Below are 15306 nucleotides of genomic sequence, written 5' to 3'. Positions count from 1 at the left end.
TGAGTCTAATACATCCTGAAAAAACCGGATCGCAGCGTCACGACCCGGCTATTGGCCACGTTCTCAGAAATCGCGCTTATAGAAGATATCCAGCGAACTGGCGACACCGCTGGCGGCTTCGACATATACCTTCTTGCTCAGCTTGTAACGCAGCGCGATGGTGTTGGCCGGCTCGAACACGCCGACGCCATAACGCAAACTGAGCTTCTCGGAAATGTTGCCGCTGGCGACCACGCTGGTGGTGTTGCCGCTGCCTTGGGTGTCGAGCTGGAAGTCCTGAATCCCCAGGTCCTTGGCCAGGCCGCTGGTGACCCCGGAACTGCCCATCAAGCCCAGACCCAATGCTGCTTGCGCGAGCATGTTGTTGTCTTCGCCGTTGGTGCTCAGCGGACGCCCCAATACCAGGTAGGACAAGGCCTGCTCCTGACTCATGGCCGGTTCGGAGAAGATCTGCGTGGTCGGTTGCTCGGCGCTGCCGCTCAGGCGGATACCGGCGATCACGTCGTCGGTCTGGCGGATCGCTTCGATGTCCAGATACGGCTGATCGATCGGGCCGGCAAACAACAGACGCGCACGGCGCACGTTCAGGCGCTGGCCGTAGGCGCGGTAACGGCCGTCGTTGAGCCACAGCTCGCCACGGGTGTCCATGTTGTCGCCGATGTGCACGTGACCTTGCAGGTTGGCGGTCAGGCCGAACCCGGCGAAGCTCAGTTTGTCTTCGCCGACCACCACGTCGATGTCCATTTTCATCGCCAGCGGTGGTTTGCCCTCTTCGGTCTGCGCCCCGACGATGATCGTGTCGTCGGAAACCTTTACCGTTGACGGCGGCAGTTCACGCACGGTGATTTCGCCTCGCGGCACCTGTACCTTGCCGGCAATTTTCAGCTCATCGCCGGCCATGGAAATCTTCAGGTCTGGCGCCACTTCAAGCTTGGCGTACGGCTCGACGGTGACCGGCAATTGCGTGCCCTTGAGCGCCAGATCGACTATCAGCGCCTGGCCCCAGGCGACATTGCCATTGAGACTACCCTGCCCGGTCTTGCCGCTGTTCCAGCCACCGTCCAGGCGCACCGACTCGCCGGCAATCACCGCTTGCAGCTGCAGGTTCTTGAGTTCCATCGGCAGCTCGGCGCCGGAGATTTCGCCGTCGCTGAGTTTGACCGTACCGTTGACCAGCGGCGCCAGCAGCCCGCCGGAAATCGTCCCGCTACCGTTCAGGCGCCCGGTGAGCTTCTCGACCATCGGCACAAACGGCCGCGCCACCGACAGGTCCAGTCCGCTGAGACGGAACGAACCGCTCAGCGGTTTGTTTTTCGGCAGCGGGTTGAGCTGCGCCTGCACCATCAACTCGCCGAGTTTGCCGCCGACGAAGTTGAGGTCGGTGTCGATGCGCTTGGGTGTGAGTTTGCTGGTGAGCTTCAGGGTCTGGTACGGGAAGTCCAGCCACTGATCTTTTTCTTTCATGCGCAGGGTGCCGCCGCTGGCGTCGATGCTGACCACACCGTTGGGGCCGCTGGCCGGCAGATCCAGTTGCAGGTCGGCGTTGAGCTTGCCTTGCCAGGCAAAGTCTTTCGGCAACCATTGTGCGAGGCTTTCGATCGGGAACTGCTTGAGGTGGTAACGCAGTTTCGGCTCGGGCAGCAGGCGCTGGTCTTCACCGCACAGGCTGGCATTGCCGGACATCCAGCAATGCGCGCCGAAGTTGATCTTGCCGTCGGCGAGGCGTTCGAGTCTGGCCGGGCTCTGCAGTTTCCAGTCCTGACCGCCGGCCTGAATATCGCCGCTGGCCAGACGGCCGCGCCAGTTGCCCTTGTCCAGATTGCCGTCCAGACCGAGGGCCAGTTTCAGCTTCGGCCCGAGCAGGTCGAGGTTGAGTTTCTGGCTCTTGATGTCGCCCTGGGCGCTGGCGGTCAATACGCCGAGGTTGGTGTCGCCGGCCTGAATGCCACTGCCTTTGAGGTCGATCTTCGCCCGTTGCGCACTGTCGAGCGTGGCGTCGAGGTTGAGGCTTTGCAGACGATTGTCCTGGAACGCCAGTTGCGAACCTTGCAGATCAAGTTTGCCTTGCGGTGCTTGCAGCGTGCCGGCAACGTTGACCTGACCCGTGACCTGCCCCCGCAGCTGCGGCCAGAGCTGGGCCAGACGCGTCAGTTTGATGTCGATCTGGCCGGTGAGTTTCTGTTGCAGGCTGCCCTTGCCGCTGATGCTGTTGTCGCCGAGGCGGACTTGCAGGGCGTTGAGGTTCCACTGTTCGCCGGCACCGTCAGCCTTGGCCTGGAGGATCGCCGGTTGGCCGCGCAGTTTGCCCTTGAGGTCGAGGTCGGCGGTGAGGCTCAGGCGTTCGTTCTTCATTTCGCCTTTGCTGCGCAGCGGCCCCGCCAGCGTGCCCGGCAACTCCGCAACCCAGTACGCCGGGTTCAACGCAGAAAGATCCAGCGCCGTGTCCCAGGCGATGCCATCGGCGAACTGCACGTTGACATGCCCTTCAGCCTTGCCCTGCCCCGCTTCCATCTTCAGCTGTGGCAAGGCGATTTGCTTCAGGCTGCCGCTGAACGGACTGCTCAGGCTGAACGCCCCCGCCGGGCCATCGAGGTCGGCGGCGAAGTTACCGAGGTACTGACCGTCGGTGTAGGAGACTTCGCCGGTAAAGGTGCGCAAGGCGACTTGCGGCTCGTCGATCTCGTTATACACCCGATGCCAAGGGAAATCCTGCCAGTTGATGCTGGCCTGAGCCGTGAGGCCCTTGCTCCAGTCAACGCTGCCGGTGAGCTTCAGGCTTTGCTTATCGTTGGCCGTCAGGTCGAGGCCGGCGATCTGCGCGCCGCTGGCATCGACCTTGCCTTTGAGCAGCAGCGCCACCGGGCCTTTATCGGCGGGCAGCGTGGCATTGCCGTTTAACTGGTAACCGTTTTTCAAGTCACCTTCGCCGGTCAACACCAATTGATTGAGTTGCAGAGTGTCCGGCAGATCGGCGCTCGGTTTGAATGCCTCGGAGGTGATACGCACCTTGGCCGGCAGGTTTTCCGCCAGCGGTTGCAGTTCGCCGCTCAACTGGCCGTCGAGGTAGCCACGGCTATCGGCGTGCAGGTTGAGGGTTTTCAGCAGATCGCCGTCGACTTTGAGCGCCAGCGTCCAGGGGCCGGTGCCCGGTGACGGCAAGGTCAGGTCGCCGGCAATGTTCAGCGGCCAGTTGCCGGACGGTTGCAGCAGGCCGGAAAGGTTCAGGCTGAGGTCATCGCGTTGCAGTTTCACGCTGTCGATCTGCATGCCCTGGGCGGTCCAGTGCGCCGCCAGTTGCAGGCCCTTGAGTTGCTCGCTGCCGTTGAACAGCAGGCTGCCGACTTGCACGTCACCGAGTTCGATGGCCACCGGTAGTTGCAGATCCGGCAGTTTGATCGGGCCACTTTCAGTGGTTTCCTCACTCGGCGGGAATTGCAGAATGACCTGATCGGCCTTGAGCTGTTCGATGCACAAAGTCATGCGGGTCAGGCACAACGGCGACCAGGCGAAAATCGGCTTGCTCAGCTCGACCCGGCTGCTGTCCTGTTGCCACAGCAGATGGTCGGCGCTCCATTGGCCGCCGAGGCGACCCTGGAAATTCTCCACGCTCAAACCCGGCACCAGGCTCAGCGCCCAACGGCTGCCGGCCTGCGTCCCGAGTACCGCGCTGATGCTCAGTACAATCAACAGCACCAGCGCCAACAACGCCAGTGCCGTTATTTTCAAACCACGCTTCACAGCTCAGGCCCCATGGAAAAGTGCAGCCGGATGCCGCCGTCGTCGTCCAGCGCGTGGGCCAGGTCGAGGCGGATCGGCCCCACCGGCGAGACCCAGCGCACACCGATACCGACCCCGGTCTTGAGGTTCGGCAGTTCGAGTTTGTTGAAAGAGTTGCCCTGATCGACGAAGGTCGCGATCCGCCATTTCTCGGCAATCGAATATTGGTACTCGACGCTGCCGGCGACCATGTAGCGGCCACCGATGCGGTCGCCCTTGGAGTTTTCCGGGGACAGACTCTGGTAGTCGTAACCGCGCACGCTCTGATCGCCACCGGCGAAGAAACGCAGTGACGGCGGTACCGAATTGTAACCATTGGTGGCGCTGCCGCCGACCTGCACTCGGCCGAGGAAGCGGTGGTTGTCGAATACCGTGGTCAGGCCCTTGATCAACGCCGTGCCATATAAAAGGTTGTTGTCCGAGCCGAGGCCTTCCTTGGCCACTTTGCTTTCGAAGGTCAGGCGATAGCCGTTGTGCGGGTCGATGCGGTTGTCGCTTTTCAGGTACGAGTAACTGATGCCGGGCATCAACAAGGTGCTGAGGCCGGAGTCGTCGCCGAGTTCATATTCTTCGCGCTGCCATTTCAGCGAGATCACTCGCTGCCAGCCGCTGGGCAACTTGCTGTGCCATTCCGGGCCGAAGGTCAGCAGCTTGCTCAGGGTGTCGGAGCCGTCGATGTCTTCATACTGATAACCACCGGCCCAGCGCAGTTTGTCGGTCAGCGGTGGATCGAGCGGGATGTCATAGAACAACCCGACGTTCTGCCGTGGCGCCGACAATTCGGCTTCCCAACCGTAACTGTCGCCCTGCGGGTTGACCCAATGGCGGGTCCAGTTGGCCTTGATCCGCGGGCCGACGTCGGTGGAGTAACCGAGGCCCAGGCCCATGGTGCGTGGTTTGCGCGTGTCGAGTTTGACGTCGACCGGGATCACGTCGTTCTTCGCCGCCGTCGGCGCCGCATCGACGCGCACGCCTTCGAAATAGCCGCTCGATTGTAGGTCGCGGTTGAGTTCGGCGATCAGCTCGGAGTCATACGGATCGCCGGCCTTGAACGGCACCATACGTTGCAGCAGGTCTTCGTCGAACGGCGTATCGCCCTCGAAACTGACTTTGCCCAGCGCATAACGCGGGCCGCTTTCGTAGATCAATTCGACATCGGCCACCCCGGCACGCGGATCGACCAGGAGTTTTTGGCTGGTGAAATGACCACTGAAGAAACCGAAGCGCGAGGCCTGGTTCTGGATCAGGCGTTTGGCGTCTTCATAACGCCCATGGTTGAGCACGGCGCCGGACTTGAGCGTGTCACTGCTCGGCACACGAAAGGATTTGAGGGAGGCGGCAGGCCCGTCGACGCGGATGGTGACGTTGCGCAGACGAATCGGCTCGCCGGGATCGATGTGCAGCACCAGGCGCGGTTTTTCGCCGCCCTTCACGTCACTGTCGATCTGCGGCTGGTAATAACCCAAGGCCTGCGCGGCTTTGCGCGCCTGCTCCTCGGCCCCGCGACTGAAGCGCAGCAAGGCTTGTTCGTCACGATCGCCGAGGCTGCCGATATAACCTTCTATATTGGCCTTGAGTTCGTCGTTGGACGGTTTGATCCGCACGTCCAATTCACTTTGCGCCAGCGCCGCGCAGCTGGTTAACAGCATGAGCACGCCACTGGTAAATCTTCCTGGAAACTTCATAGGCGCGGATGCTATCACGGGCTTGGGAGCGTGATAGAACAGGAAATTTCCGAAGAAGTTCGATCGCTATGCTGTTGCAGTTTGTAACACCTGCGGATTGGCGTGGAAAAACACGTGCTCGCGCACCGGGCCGACGGCCACTTCGCCGATCTCTTCGTAGCCCTGGCGTTTATAGAATTCCAGGTAACGCGGGTTGCCGGTGTCGAGCACCACGCCTTGGGAGGTTTCGTCCACCGCGCACCAGTTGTGCACAGCGGTCAGCAACTGCTCACCGAAGTGTTTGCCCTGAAACTGCGGATGAATCCCCAGCAGCGGCAGCATGTGCACCGAATCACTGGGCACGCAGGCGGCCACGGCATCGTGGTATTCCAGATAGCGCCGGGTGCAGCGAAATCCGGTGCTGAGCACCATGCGCAGACGCCAGGCCCAACTCTCGGTGATGCCCAGGCGACGCTGCGGCGGCGCGATCAGGGCGATGCCGATCAGGCGGTCGTTGACCAACAGGCCGATGGCCGGCTGATCCTGCAGAAAATGCTGTTTGACCAGTTCACGCACCGTGGCCCGCACGCGCTGCTCGTAACCCGGCCGCTCGGCCTCGAACAGGTAACCGAAGGTCGGCTCGTGGCGATAGGCCTGATACAGCAGCGATCGGGCTTCGCGCGAGTAACCGCGGTCGAGCATGTGGATGTCGGCGATGGCGGTCTGGGTTTCAGGCATGACGGTGATTCTCCCCCGGGGCGCGGCTCAAATGACTGCGCTCTTGTTGGTACGAACCTTTTGCGGGTGGCGCAGTTCCCCACAGGTATAGACCAACTCGGGATCTTCATCGACTGGGCGGGCCTCTTCGCGAGCAAGCTCGCTCCCACATTTAAAATGCATACCCCTGTGGGAGCGAGCTTGCTCGCGAAGAGGCCCGCCCGGGCAACCCACATCCCACAGATGAAAATGATTTCTCCCACCCCACACTGGCCCCCATCCCACATGTCAGCTAGCATCGCCCTTTTGCCAGGACTGCCGACCATGAAGATTGTTTCCTTCAACATCAACGGACTGCGCGCCCGTCCGCATCAGCTGGCAGCGCTGATCGAAAAGCATCAGCCGGACGTGATCGGCCTGCAGGAAACCAAGGTCCACGATGACCAGTTCCCGCTCGAAGAAGTGCGTGCGCTGGGCTATCACGTTTATTTCCACGGCCAGAAAGGTCATTACGGCGTCGCCCTGCTCTCGCGCAAAGAACCGATTGCGATTCACAAAGGCTTCGCCAGCGATGAAGAAGACGCCCAGCGTCGCTTCATCTGGGGCACCTTCGCCGACGCCAATGGCGTGCCGGTGACGATAATGAATGGCTACTTCCCACAGGGCGAGAGCCGCGACCACCCGACCAAGTTCCCGGCCAAGCAACGCTTCTACAGCGACCTGCAAACCCTGCTGGAAAGCCAGTTCCACAACGAACAGCCGCTGGTGGTGATGGGCGATGTGAACATTTCCCCGGAAGACTGCGACATCGGCATCGGCCCGGACAACATGAAGCGCTGGCTGAAAACCGGCAAATGCAGCTTCCTGCCGGAAGAACGCGAGTGGATGGCCCGCCTGAAAAACTGGGGCCTGACCGACAGCTATCGTCACCTGAACCCGGACGTGACCGACATGTTCAGCTGGTTCGACTACCGCAGCCGTGGTTTTGAAGACGAACCGAAACGCGGGCTGCGGATCGATGTGATCCTGGCGTCCCATGGTTTGCTGCCGCGGGTGAAGGATGCGGGCGTGGACTATGAGCTGCGCGGGATGGAAAAACCTTCGGATCATGCGCCGATCTGGCTGGAACTGGCCTGATCTAAAAATCGCCTGAAATCCCCCTGTGGGAGCGAGCTTGCTCGCTCCCACATTTGGATCGCTGTCATCTTCAAGTAACTTTTCTGACTTAATCTCCCCGGCAATCCCCTTGGCTTGATTCGGTGCCGGCATGACCCTGCGTGTTCTGTTCGCTTTTCTGTCGAGTGCATGGCTGACGGTCAGTGCCGCCGCCCTGCCCATCCCTGAAAACGGCCCGGCATTGCGCATCCAGGGTTCCAACACCATTGGCGCCGATCTCGGCCCGGCGTTGGTTGAAGGTTTTTTGCAGGATCAGGGGCTGCTGAAGATCCACCGCGAAAACCCCGACACTGCAAACGAACAACACATCGTCGGCCAGACTGCCCAAGGCAAACGGGTGGTGATTGAAGTCGCCGCCCACGGTTCCAGCACCGGTTTCACTGCACTGAAAAGCGCCAGTGCCGACCTCGCCGCCTCCTCCCGCCCGATCAAGGACAGCGAACTGCTCAGCCTGCAAGCGCTCGGCGATCTGAAAAGCGCCGCCGCCGAGCAGGTGATTGCCATCGACGGTCTGGCGATCATCCTTCACCCCGACAACCCACTGCAGCAACTGGACACCGAGCAACTGGCGCGGATCTTCAGCGGTGAGGTGAAAACCTGGGAAGACCTCGGCGGTCGCGGCGGTGCGATTCATTTATATGCGCGGGATGATCAGTCCGGCACGTACGACACGTTCAAGGAATTGGTGCTGGGGCGGCGTGGGAAAAATCTGAGTGCCAGTGCGAAACGTTTCGAATCCAGTGAGCAATTGTCCGACGCGGTGAGCAGCGATCCGCAAGGTATCGGTTTCATCGGTCTGCCGTATGTGCGCCAGGCCAAAGCCGTGGCCATCGCTGACGGCGCGTCGCAATCGATGTTGCCGCTCAACAGCCTGATTGCCACTGAGGACTATCCGCTGTCGCGGCGCCTGTTCTTTTATCTGCCGCCCAATAGCCAGAATCCGTGGGCATTGGCGCTGGTGGCGTTTGCGCAAAGTGCTCAGGGCCAGAAGATTGTCGCGGCCAATGGTTTTATCAGCCAGACCGTTCGCGCCATGACCGTTACGCCGAATGCGCTGATGCCCGAGGGTTATCAATCCCTCAGCCGCCACGCCCAGCGTCTGACGGTGAATTTCCGCTTTGAAGAAGGCAGCGCCAGCCTCGACAACAAGGCGCGGCAGGATCTGGCGCGGGTGCTCGACTATATACAGCGTCACGACAAGACCGAGCGCGCGGTGACGCTGGTGGGGTTTGGTGACGAGAAAGACGATCCGGCCCGCGCCGATCTGCTGTCGAAGCTGCGGGCGATGGCGGTGCGTCGCGAACTGGTGAAGAACGGCGTGGTGATGCGCGAAGTACGCGGGTTTGGCGCGTTGATGCCAGTGGCGACGAACAGTGCGGATGAGGGACGGATCAAGAATCGACGGGTGGAGGTTTGGGTGTACTGAATCATCCAAACTGAACTGCTGTTGTGGCGAGGGAGCTTGCTCCCGCTGGGCTGCGGAGCGGCCCTGAACCAGACAACCCGGTATCGACAGGAATGCCGGGTTGTCTGGGTTTACGACTGCTGCGCAGCCGAGCGGGACGGTGCGACGATTCGACAAGCTCCCTCGCCACAGTCAGCGCTCACAGTAAATCTGTGTGAAATCAGCGCTCGTTACGCAACATTTCCTTCGGCACATACTTGCCGATCTCGAACTTGCCGATCGCCGCGCGGTGCACTTCGTCCGGGCCGTCGGCCAGACGCAGGGTGCGCTGCATGGCGTACATGTAGGCCAACGGGAAATCGTTCGAGACCCCGGCCCCACCGTGAATCTGGATCGCCCGGTCGATCACCCGCAGGGCCACGTTCGGTGCGACGACCTTGATCTGCGCGATCTCGCTCTTGGCCACTTTGTTGCCGACGGTGTCCATCATGTACGCCGCTTTCAGGGTCAGCAGGCGCGCCATGTCAATTTCCATCCGCGAGTCGGCGATCTTGTCGACGTTGCCGCCCAGACGTGCCAGCGGTTTGCCGAACGCGGTACGGCTTACCGAACGTTTGCACATCAATTCCAGTGCGCGTTCAGCCATGCCGATCGAGCGCATGCAGTGGTGAATCCGCCCCGGGCCGAGGCGACCTTGAGCGATTTCGAAGCCGCGACCTTCACCGAGCAGGACGTTTTCGTACGGCACCCGCACGTTGTCGAACAACACTTCGGCATGCCCGTGCGGGGCATCGTCGTAGCCGAACACCGGCAACGGGCGGACGATTTTCACCCCGGGGGTGTCGACCGGCACGAGGATCATCGAGTGCTGCGCATGGCGCGGCGCGTCGGGATTGCTCAGGCCCATGAAGATCAGGATCTTGCAACGCGGATCACAGGCGCCAGAGGTCCACCACTTCTTGCCATTGATCACCCACTCGTCGCCATCACGCACGGCGCGGGCGGCCATGTTGGTGGCGTCGGATGAGGCCACGTCCGGTTCGGTCATGGCGAAGGCCGAGCGGATCTCGCCGCGCAATAGTGGTTCGAGCCAGCGCTGTTTCTGTTCTTCGTTGGCGTAACGCACCAGCACTTCCATGTTGCCGGTGTCCGGCGCCGAGCAGTTGAACGGCTCCGGCCCCAACAGCGAACGGCCCATGATTTCCGCCAATGGCGCGTATTCGAGGTTGGTCAGGCCGGCACCGAGTTCCGATTCCGGCAGGAACAGATTCCACAGGCCTTCGGCTTTGGCCTTGGCCTTGAGCTCTTCCATGATCGCGGTCGGCTGCCAGCGATCACCCTCGGCAACCTGGCGTTCGAACACGGCTTCGGCCGGGTAAACGTAAGCGTCCATGAACGCGGTCACGCGCTCACGCAGTTCTTGCACCTTGGGCGAATAAGCGAAATCCATGAGCAATTACCTTCTTTAGGCAGAGGTTGTTCAGATCATGCAATCGATGCTAGAACAGCGCGGATAATTTACCTAGCCTATTCTCGGCGTGTATAAACATTCATCACCGATATATGATCCGCTGATTGTCAGCCCACAGAACAAGAGAAGCCGCGTTATGAATCTGAGTAAGGTCGACCTCAACCTTTTCATCGTCTTCGACGCGATCTACACCGAAGCCAACCTGACCCGCGCCGGGCAGATTGTCGGGATCACCCAGCCGGCGGTGTCCAACGCGTTGGCGCGGTTGCGCGAGACCTTCAACGATCCGCTGTTCGTGCGCACCGCCCAGGGCATGGTGCCGACACCGATGGCGCAGAACATTATCGGCCCGGTACGCAACGCGCTGTCACTGCTGCGGGTGTCGGTGCAGGAGAGCCGGATCTTCAACCCGGCGCAGGCGGTGAAGACTTACCGCATCAGCATGACCGACCTGACTGAGGCGGTGATCCTGCCGCCGCTGTTCCAGCGTTTGCGGCGTCTGGCGCCGACGGTGATCATCGAAAGCTTTCTGTCCAAACGCCGCGAAACCACCAAGGAGCTGGCCGCCGGACGCCTGGATTTCGCCGTCGATGCACCGCTCAACACCGACCCGCAGGTGCGTCACGTCAAGCTGATGGAAGACCGTTACGTCTGTGCGATGCGCAAGGGTCATCCGCTGGCGGGCAAGGAAAAACTGTCGCTGGATGACTATCTGTCGCTAACCCACATCCATATCTCCAGCCGCCGCAGCGGTCTGGGCTATGTGGATCTGGCGCTGGGCAAAATGGGCATTCAGCGCAAGATCGCCCTGCGCTCGCAGCATTACCTGATGGCATCGCAGGTCATGCAGCAGACCGACATGGTGATGACGGTGCCCGAGCGCTTTGCCCGGCGTAATGACTTGCATGCGTTCAACCTGCCGGTCAGCGACGTGCCGCCGCTGGAGACTCACCTGTATTGGCATGAAAGCACCGATCAGGACCCGGCCAACCGCTGGATGCGCGAGCAGATCATCGAGTTGTGCCAGCAGGTGGCGGCGCAGGAGAAGAAGCTCGATAAGGTGTAAGTCTTTGCATCGAGTCGCTGGCATCGCGAGCAGGCTCACTCCTACATACGACCGCGTTTCAATTGTAGGAGTGAGCCTGCTCGCGATGAGGCCCACAAGAACACCGCAAATCATCCTGCTTGACGTAAACGTCAACTCGCCATTAGCTTAGCGCCAAGACCTTTTTCCGAGCGCTTTCATGAGCAGCCAGACCTACAGCATTTCCGACCTCGCCCGCGAGCTGGACATCACCACCCGGGCGATCCGCTTTTATGAAGAACAAGGCCTGCTCAGCCCCGAGCGCCGTGGCCAGGAACGCATCTACTCGCCGCGCGACAAGGTCAGCCTGAAGCTGATCCTGCGCGGCAAGCGCATCGGTTTCTCGCTGGCCGAATGCCGCGAGTTGATCGAGCTCTATGACCCGTCCAGCGGTAACACCAAACAGCTCAACAGCATGCTGGCGAAAATCAGCGAGCGCCGCGAACAGCTCGAACAGCAGTTGCTCGACATCGAACAGATGAAGCTGGAACTCGACACTGCGGAAGAGCGCTGTGTGCAGGCGTTGGAGCAGACGCTCAAGGGTCAGCAGGCGAGCTAGCAAACAACACCAATCCCTTGTAGGAGTGAGCCTGCTCGCGATAGCGGAGTGTCAGTCGAGCAAATACTATCTGACTCACCGCTATCGCGAGCAGGCTCACTCCTACAAGGGTTCACCTCGAATTCAGAAGAGCAGGTCAATCCCATGTCCCTCCCCTCCCAAGTACGCCTGATCGAAGTCGGCCCGCGCGATGGCCTGCAGAACGAAGCCCAACCGATCAGCGTGGCTGACAAGGTGCGACTGGTCGACGCTCTGAGCGCCGCCGGCCTTGGCTATATCGAAGTCGGCAGTTTCGTCTCACCGAAATGGGTGCCGCAGATGGCCGGTTCCGCCGAGGTGTTCGCGCAGATCCAGCGCAAACCCGGTGTGACCTACGGCGCACTGGCGCCGAACCTGCGCGGCTTTGAAGACGCGCTGGCGGCCGGCGTGAAGGAAGTCGCGGTGTTTGCCGCCGCGTCCGAGGCGTTCTCGCAGCGCAACATCAATTGCTCGATCAGCGAAAGCCTGGCGCGCTTCGCGCCGATCATGGAAGCGGCGAAACAGCATGGCGTTAGCGTGCGTGGCTACGTGTCCTGCGTGCTCGGTTGCCCTTATGAAGGCGAAGTGGCGCCGGAGCAAGTGGCGATGGTCGCGCGTGAGCTGTACGCAATGGGCTGCTACGAAGTGTCCCTCGGCGACACCATCGGCACCGGCACCGCTGGCGCGACCCGGCGGTTGTTCGAAGTGGTGTCGGCGCAAGTGCCACGGGACAAACTCGCCGGGCACTTCCACGACACCTACGGCCAGGCGATGGCCAACATCTATGCCAGCCTGCTGGAAGGCATTGCGGTGTTCGACAGCTCTATTGCCGGCCTCGGCGGCTGTCCGTATGCCAAAGGCGCGAGCGGTAACGTCGCCACCGAAGACGTGGTGTACCTGCTCAATGGCCTGGGTATCGAGACCGGTATCGACCTCGATGCGCTGATTGCCGCCGGCCAGCAGATAAGTGCCGTGCTGGGTCGTCCCACCGGTTCGCGCGTGGCCAAGGCCCGTAACGCCCAGTGAGGGCGAAGGTGTTACCGCTGTGTCCGAAACGTGGGCACAGTCGAGTAACACGGAAACAAATTGTCTGGTTTGCCCTGAAGGAAAAATCCTTCAAAAATTTCAAGCCATTGATTTAAAAGGGTTTTATAAAGTTGGCACGGCTTCTGCTATCTCTATGGCATAACAAGAATAAAAAGCAGCAAACCAATAAAAATAAGACGTACCGACTCTGACATAACAAAAACAACACGGCAGAGACGCAGCTAACAGATTTTTTTGGAGAAGGTGTGCTTTTCAGGGTGCTCTCAGGAGTGACCCGCAACCGGGCAGAGAACAATAAAACTACCTTCAGGTAGCTCCCGAATCGGTTGGATCGTTTAACGAGAAAGCAGATCAGCGCTCAAAAAAATACGTTTGCTCTTGACCCCGGATGGGGGTCGCCAAAAACAGCGGTAAAGGGCCACGGTTGCCAAAAACAACAACAGACCGCCCCTCAATAATAAAAAAGAGCACGCGACGACAAAATTAAAGGGGAGCTTCGGCTCCCCTTTGTGCTTTCTGTGATTCCCGAATTCCCCGCCGATCCCTTGTGGGAGTGAGCCTGCTCGCGATAGCGGTGTGTCAGTCGATGCAAATATAGACTGAGACACCGCTATCGCGAGCAGGCTCACTCCTACATTTGATCGTTGTCAGGCCTGCTTTTCGCGGAGTTCCTCGATACTGATCTCACGCATCCTGAATTTCTGGATCTTGCCCGTCACCGTTATCGGAAACTCTTCGACGAACTTGAAATGCCGCGGCGTCTTGAAATGCGCGATGCGCTCCTTGCACCAAGTTTGCATTTCCAGCTCGGACGCCGTGTGGCCGGGGTGGAATTTGATCCAGGCGACAATCTCCTCGCCATAACGCGAGCACGGGATGCCGATCACCTGCACGTCCGCCACCGCCGGGTGGGTGAAGAAAAACTCTTCCAGCTCGCGGGGGTAAATGTTCTCGCCACCGCGAATGATCATGTCCTTGTTGCGCCCGGCGATGTTCACGTAGCCCTCATCGTTCATGCTCGCCAGGTCGCCAGTGTGCATCCAGCCTGCTTCATCGATGGCTTCGGCAGTGGCTTGCGGGTTGCTCCAGTAACCGAGCATCACGCTGTAACCGCGGGTGCACAGCTCACCGATGGTGCCGCGCGGCACTAGATTGCCCGCCTCGTCGATGATCTTGCTTTCCAGTTGCGGCTGGGTGCGACCGACGGTGGTCACGCGCAGTTCCAGCTCATCATTCGGCCCGGTTTGCAGCGACACCGGGCTGGTTTCGGTCATGCCATAGGCGATCTGCACTTCGCTCATGTGCATCTCGCTGATGACCCGGCGCATGACTTCGATCGGGCAAGTCGCCCCGGCCATGATCCCGGTGCGCAGGCTCGACAGGTCGAACTCGGCGCGCAGTGGTTGGTCGAGCATGGCGATGAACATGGTCGGCACGCCGTACAGGCCGGTGGCTTGTTCTTCGGCGACGGTTTGCAGGGTCAGTAACGGATCGAACGCGTCGTTGGGGTAGATCATGGTGCTGGCGTGGGTGATGCAGCCGAGGTTGCCCATGACCATGCCGAAGCAGTGATACAGCGGCACCGGAATCACCAGCCGGTCGCTCGGGGTCAGGCCGATGCTTTCGCCGACCATGTAACCGTTGTTGAGGATGTTGTAGTGACTGAGGGTCGCGCCCTTGGGGAAACCGGTGGTGCCGGAGGTGTACTGGATGTTCACCGGTTGATCGAAGTGCAGACTGTCGCTGCGTTCACGCAGTTGTTCGGGCGAAACACTGCTCGCCAGATCGGCCAGTTGCGACCACGGCAGGAAGCCCGACGGTGGCTGTGCGTCGAGGCTGATCACTCCGCGCAAATCCGCCAGACGTTCGCTGCACAAATGGCCGATGGATTGCTCTGCGAGCTCCGGTACCAGCCCTTGCAGCATGGCGTGGTAATTGGAGGACTTGAAAGCGCCGGCGCACACCAGCCACTGGCAACCGGACTGCTTGAGCACGTATTCCAGTTCGGAGCTGCGGTAGGCCGGGTTGATGTTGACCAGGATCACGCCGATCTTCGCCGTGGCGATTTGCGTGATGCACCACTGCGCGCAGTTCGGCGCCCAGATGCCGAGCCGATCTCCCGCCTGCAAACCCAGCGCCAGCAAGGCTCTGGCGTGCAGGTCGACGCTATCGGCCAGTTGCTGCCAGGTATAACGCAACTGCTGATGCCTTACGACCAGCGCCTCGCCGTACGGGTGTTGCGCGACAGTCTGATCGAACTTCTGCCCGATGGTCATCGCCAGCAAGGCTTTGTCCTGTGAGCCACGGGTGTAGCTGCGCTGCGGGTTTGCACTGGGTTGATCCATGACGACCCCTATTGTCTTTATTAGTGGGTTTACCGGAGCTCAC

At 60.6% G+C, this 15306-nt stretch carries 10 protein-coding genes; 5 read left to right on the top strand and 5 right to left on the bottom strand.

The features are described from left to right. Positions 1–63: 63 nt before the first annotated feature. From ACIP8I_RS04025 to ACIP8I_RS04015, 3 genes are all read right to left on the bottom strand, one after another. Entirely contained in the window at positions 64–3738 is a 3675-nt protein-coding gene (locus tag ACIP8I_RS04025; RefSeq protein ID WP_400758849.1) for a translocation/assembly module TamB domain-containing protein, read from the bottom strand. Next, entirely contained in the window at positions 3735–5462 is a 1728-nt protein-coding gene (locus ACIP8I_RS04020) for an autotransporter assembly complex family protein (RefSeq protein WP_400758846.1), read from the bottom strand. Before ACIP8I_RS04020 ends, ACIP8I_RS04025 begins: the two co-directional genes overlap by 4 nt. Before the next feature lie 66 nt (positions 5463–5528). Beyond that, a complete protein-coding gene (locus tag ACIP8I_RS04015) occupies positions 5529–6179 on the bottom strand; it encodes an N-acetyltransferase (RefSeq protein ID WP_007961094.1) in 651 nt (216 codons plus the stop codon). Between the two features lie 303 nt (positions 6180–6482). On the opposite strand from ACIP8I_RS04015, the gene xthA reads away from it, so the two are divergent. Beyond that, positions 6483–7295: an exodeoxyribonuclease III gene (gene xthA, locus ACIP8I_RS04010; protein WP_095138861.1), complete on the top strand. Its 813-nt coding sequence runs from the start codon at positions 6483–6485 to the stop codon at positions 7293–7295. 130 nt (positions 7296–7425) lie between these two features. After that, positions 7426–8760 (top strand): substrate-binding domain-containing protein, encoded by a 1335-nt coding sequence (locus ACIP8I_RS04005; RefSeq protein WP_400758842.1) that lies wholly within the window; start codon positions 7426–7428, stop codon positions 8758–8760. Positions 8761–8959: 199 nt separating this feature from the next. Here the strand turns inward: ACIP8I_RS04005 and ACIP8I_RS04000 are convergent, their stop codons facing one another. Next, on the bottom strand, positions 8960–10189 hold the full coding sequence (locus ACIP8I_RS04000; protein WP_367084113.1) for an acyl-CoA dehydrogenase: 1230 nt from the start codon (positions 10187–10189) through the stop codon (positions 8960–8962). Between the two features lie 157 nt (positions 10190–10346). Here ACIP8I_RS04000 and ACIP8I_RS03995 point away from each other — a divergent pair, with 157 nt between their 5' ends. The 3 genes from ACIP8I_RS03995 (at position 10347) to ACIP8I_RS03985 (ending at position 12897) form a co-directional block, all read left to right on the top strand. Continuing rightward, entirely contained in the window at positions 10347–11276 is a 930-nt protein-coding gene (locus ACIP8I_RS03995; RefSeq protein WP_007961107.1) for a LysR family transcriptional regulator, read from the top strand. 178 nt (positions 11277–11454) lie between these two features. Continuing rightward, on the top strand, positions 11455–11853 hold the full coding sequence (locus ACIP8I_RS03990) for a MerR family DNA-binding transcriptional regulator (protein WP_098968123.1): 399 nt from the start codon (positions 11455–11457) through the stop codon (positions 11851–11853). Positions 11854–11997: 144 nt separating this feature from the next. Beyond that, a complete protein-coding gene (locus tag ACIP8I_RS03985; protein WP_400758840.1) occupies positions 11998–12897 on the top strand; it encodes a hydroxymethylglutaryl-CoA lyase in 900 nt (299 codons plus the stop codon). A gap of 668 nt (positions 12898–13565) precedes the next feature. Here ACIP8I_RS03985 and ACIP8I_RS03980 read toward each other — a convergent pair. Further along, positions 13566–15263 carry an AMP-binding protein gene (locus ACIP8I_RS03980; RefSeq protein ID WP_400758837.1) on the bottom strand — a complete coding sequence of 566 codons (1698 nt, stop codon included), beginning with the start codon at positions 15261–15263 and terminating at the stop codon, positions 13566–13568. Positions 15264–15306: the final 43 nt, after the last annotated feature.

This window comes from Pseudomonas sp. NPDC088414, from assembly GCF_044753325.1.
In the GTDB taxonomy this organism is placed as follows: domain Bacteria; phylum Pseudomonadota; class Gammaproteobacteria; order Pseudomonadales; family Pseudomonadaceae; genus Aquipseudomonas.
The sequence above is the reverse complement of the archived record's forward strand: the minus strand, read 5'-3'. Positions and strand labels throughout refer to the sequence as shown.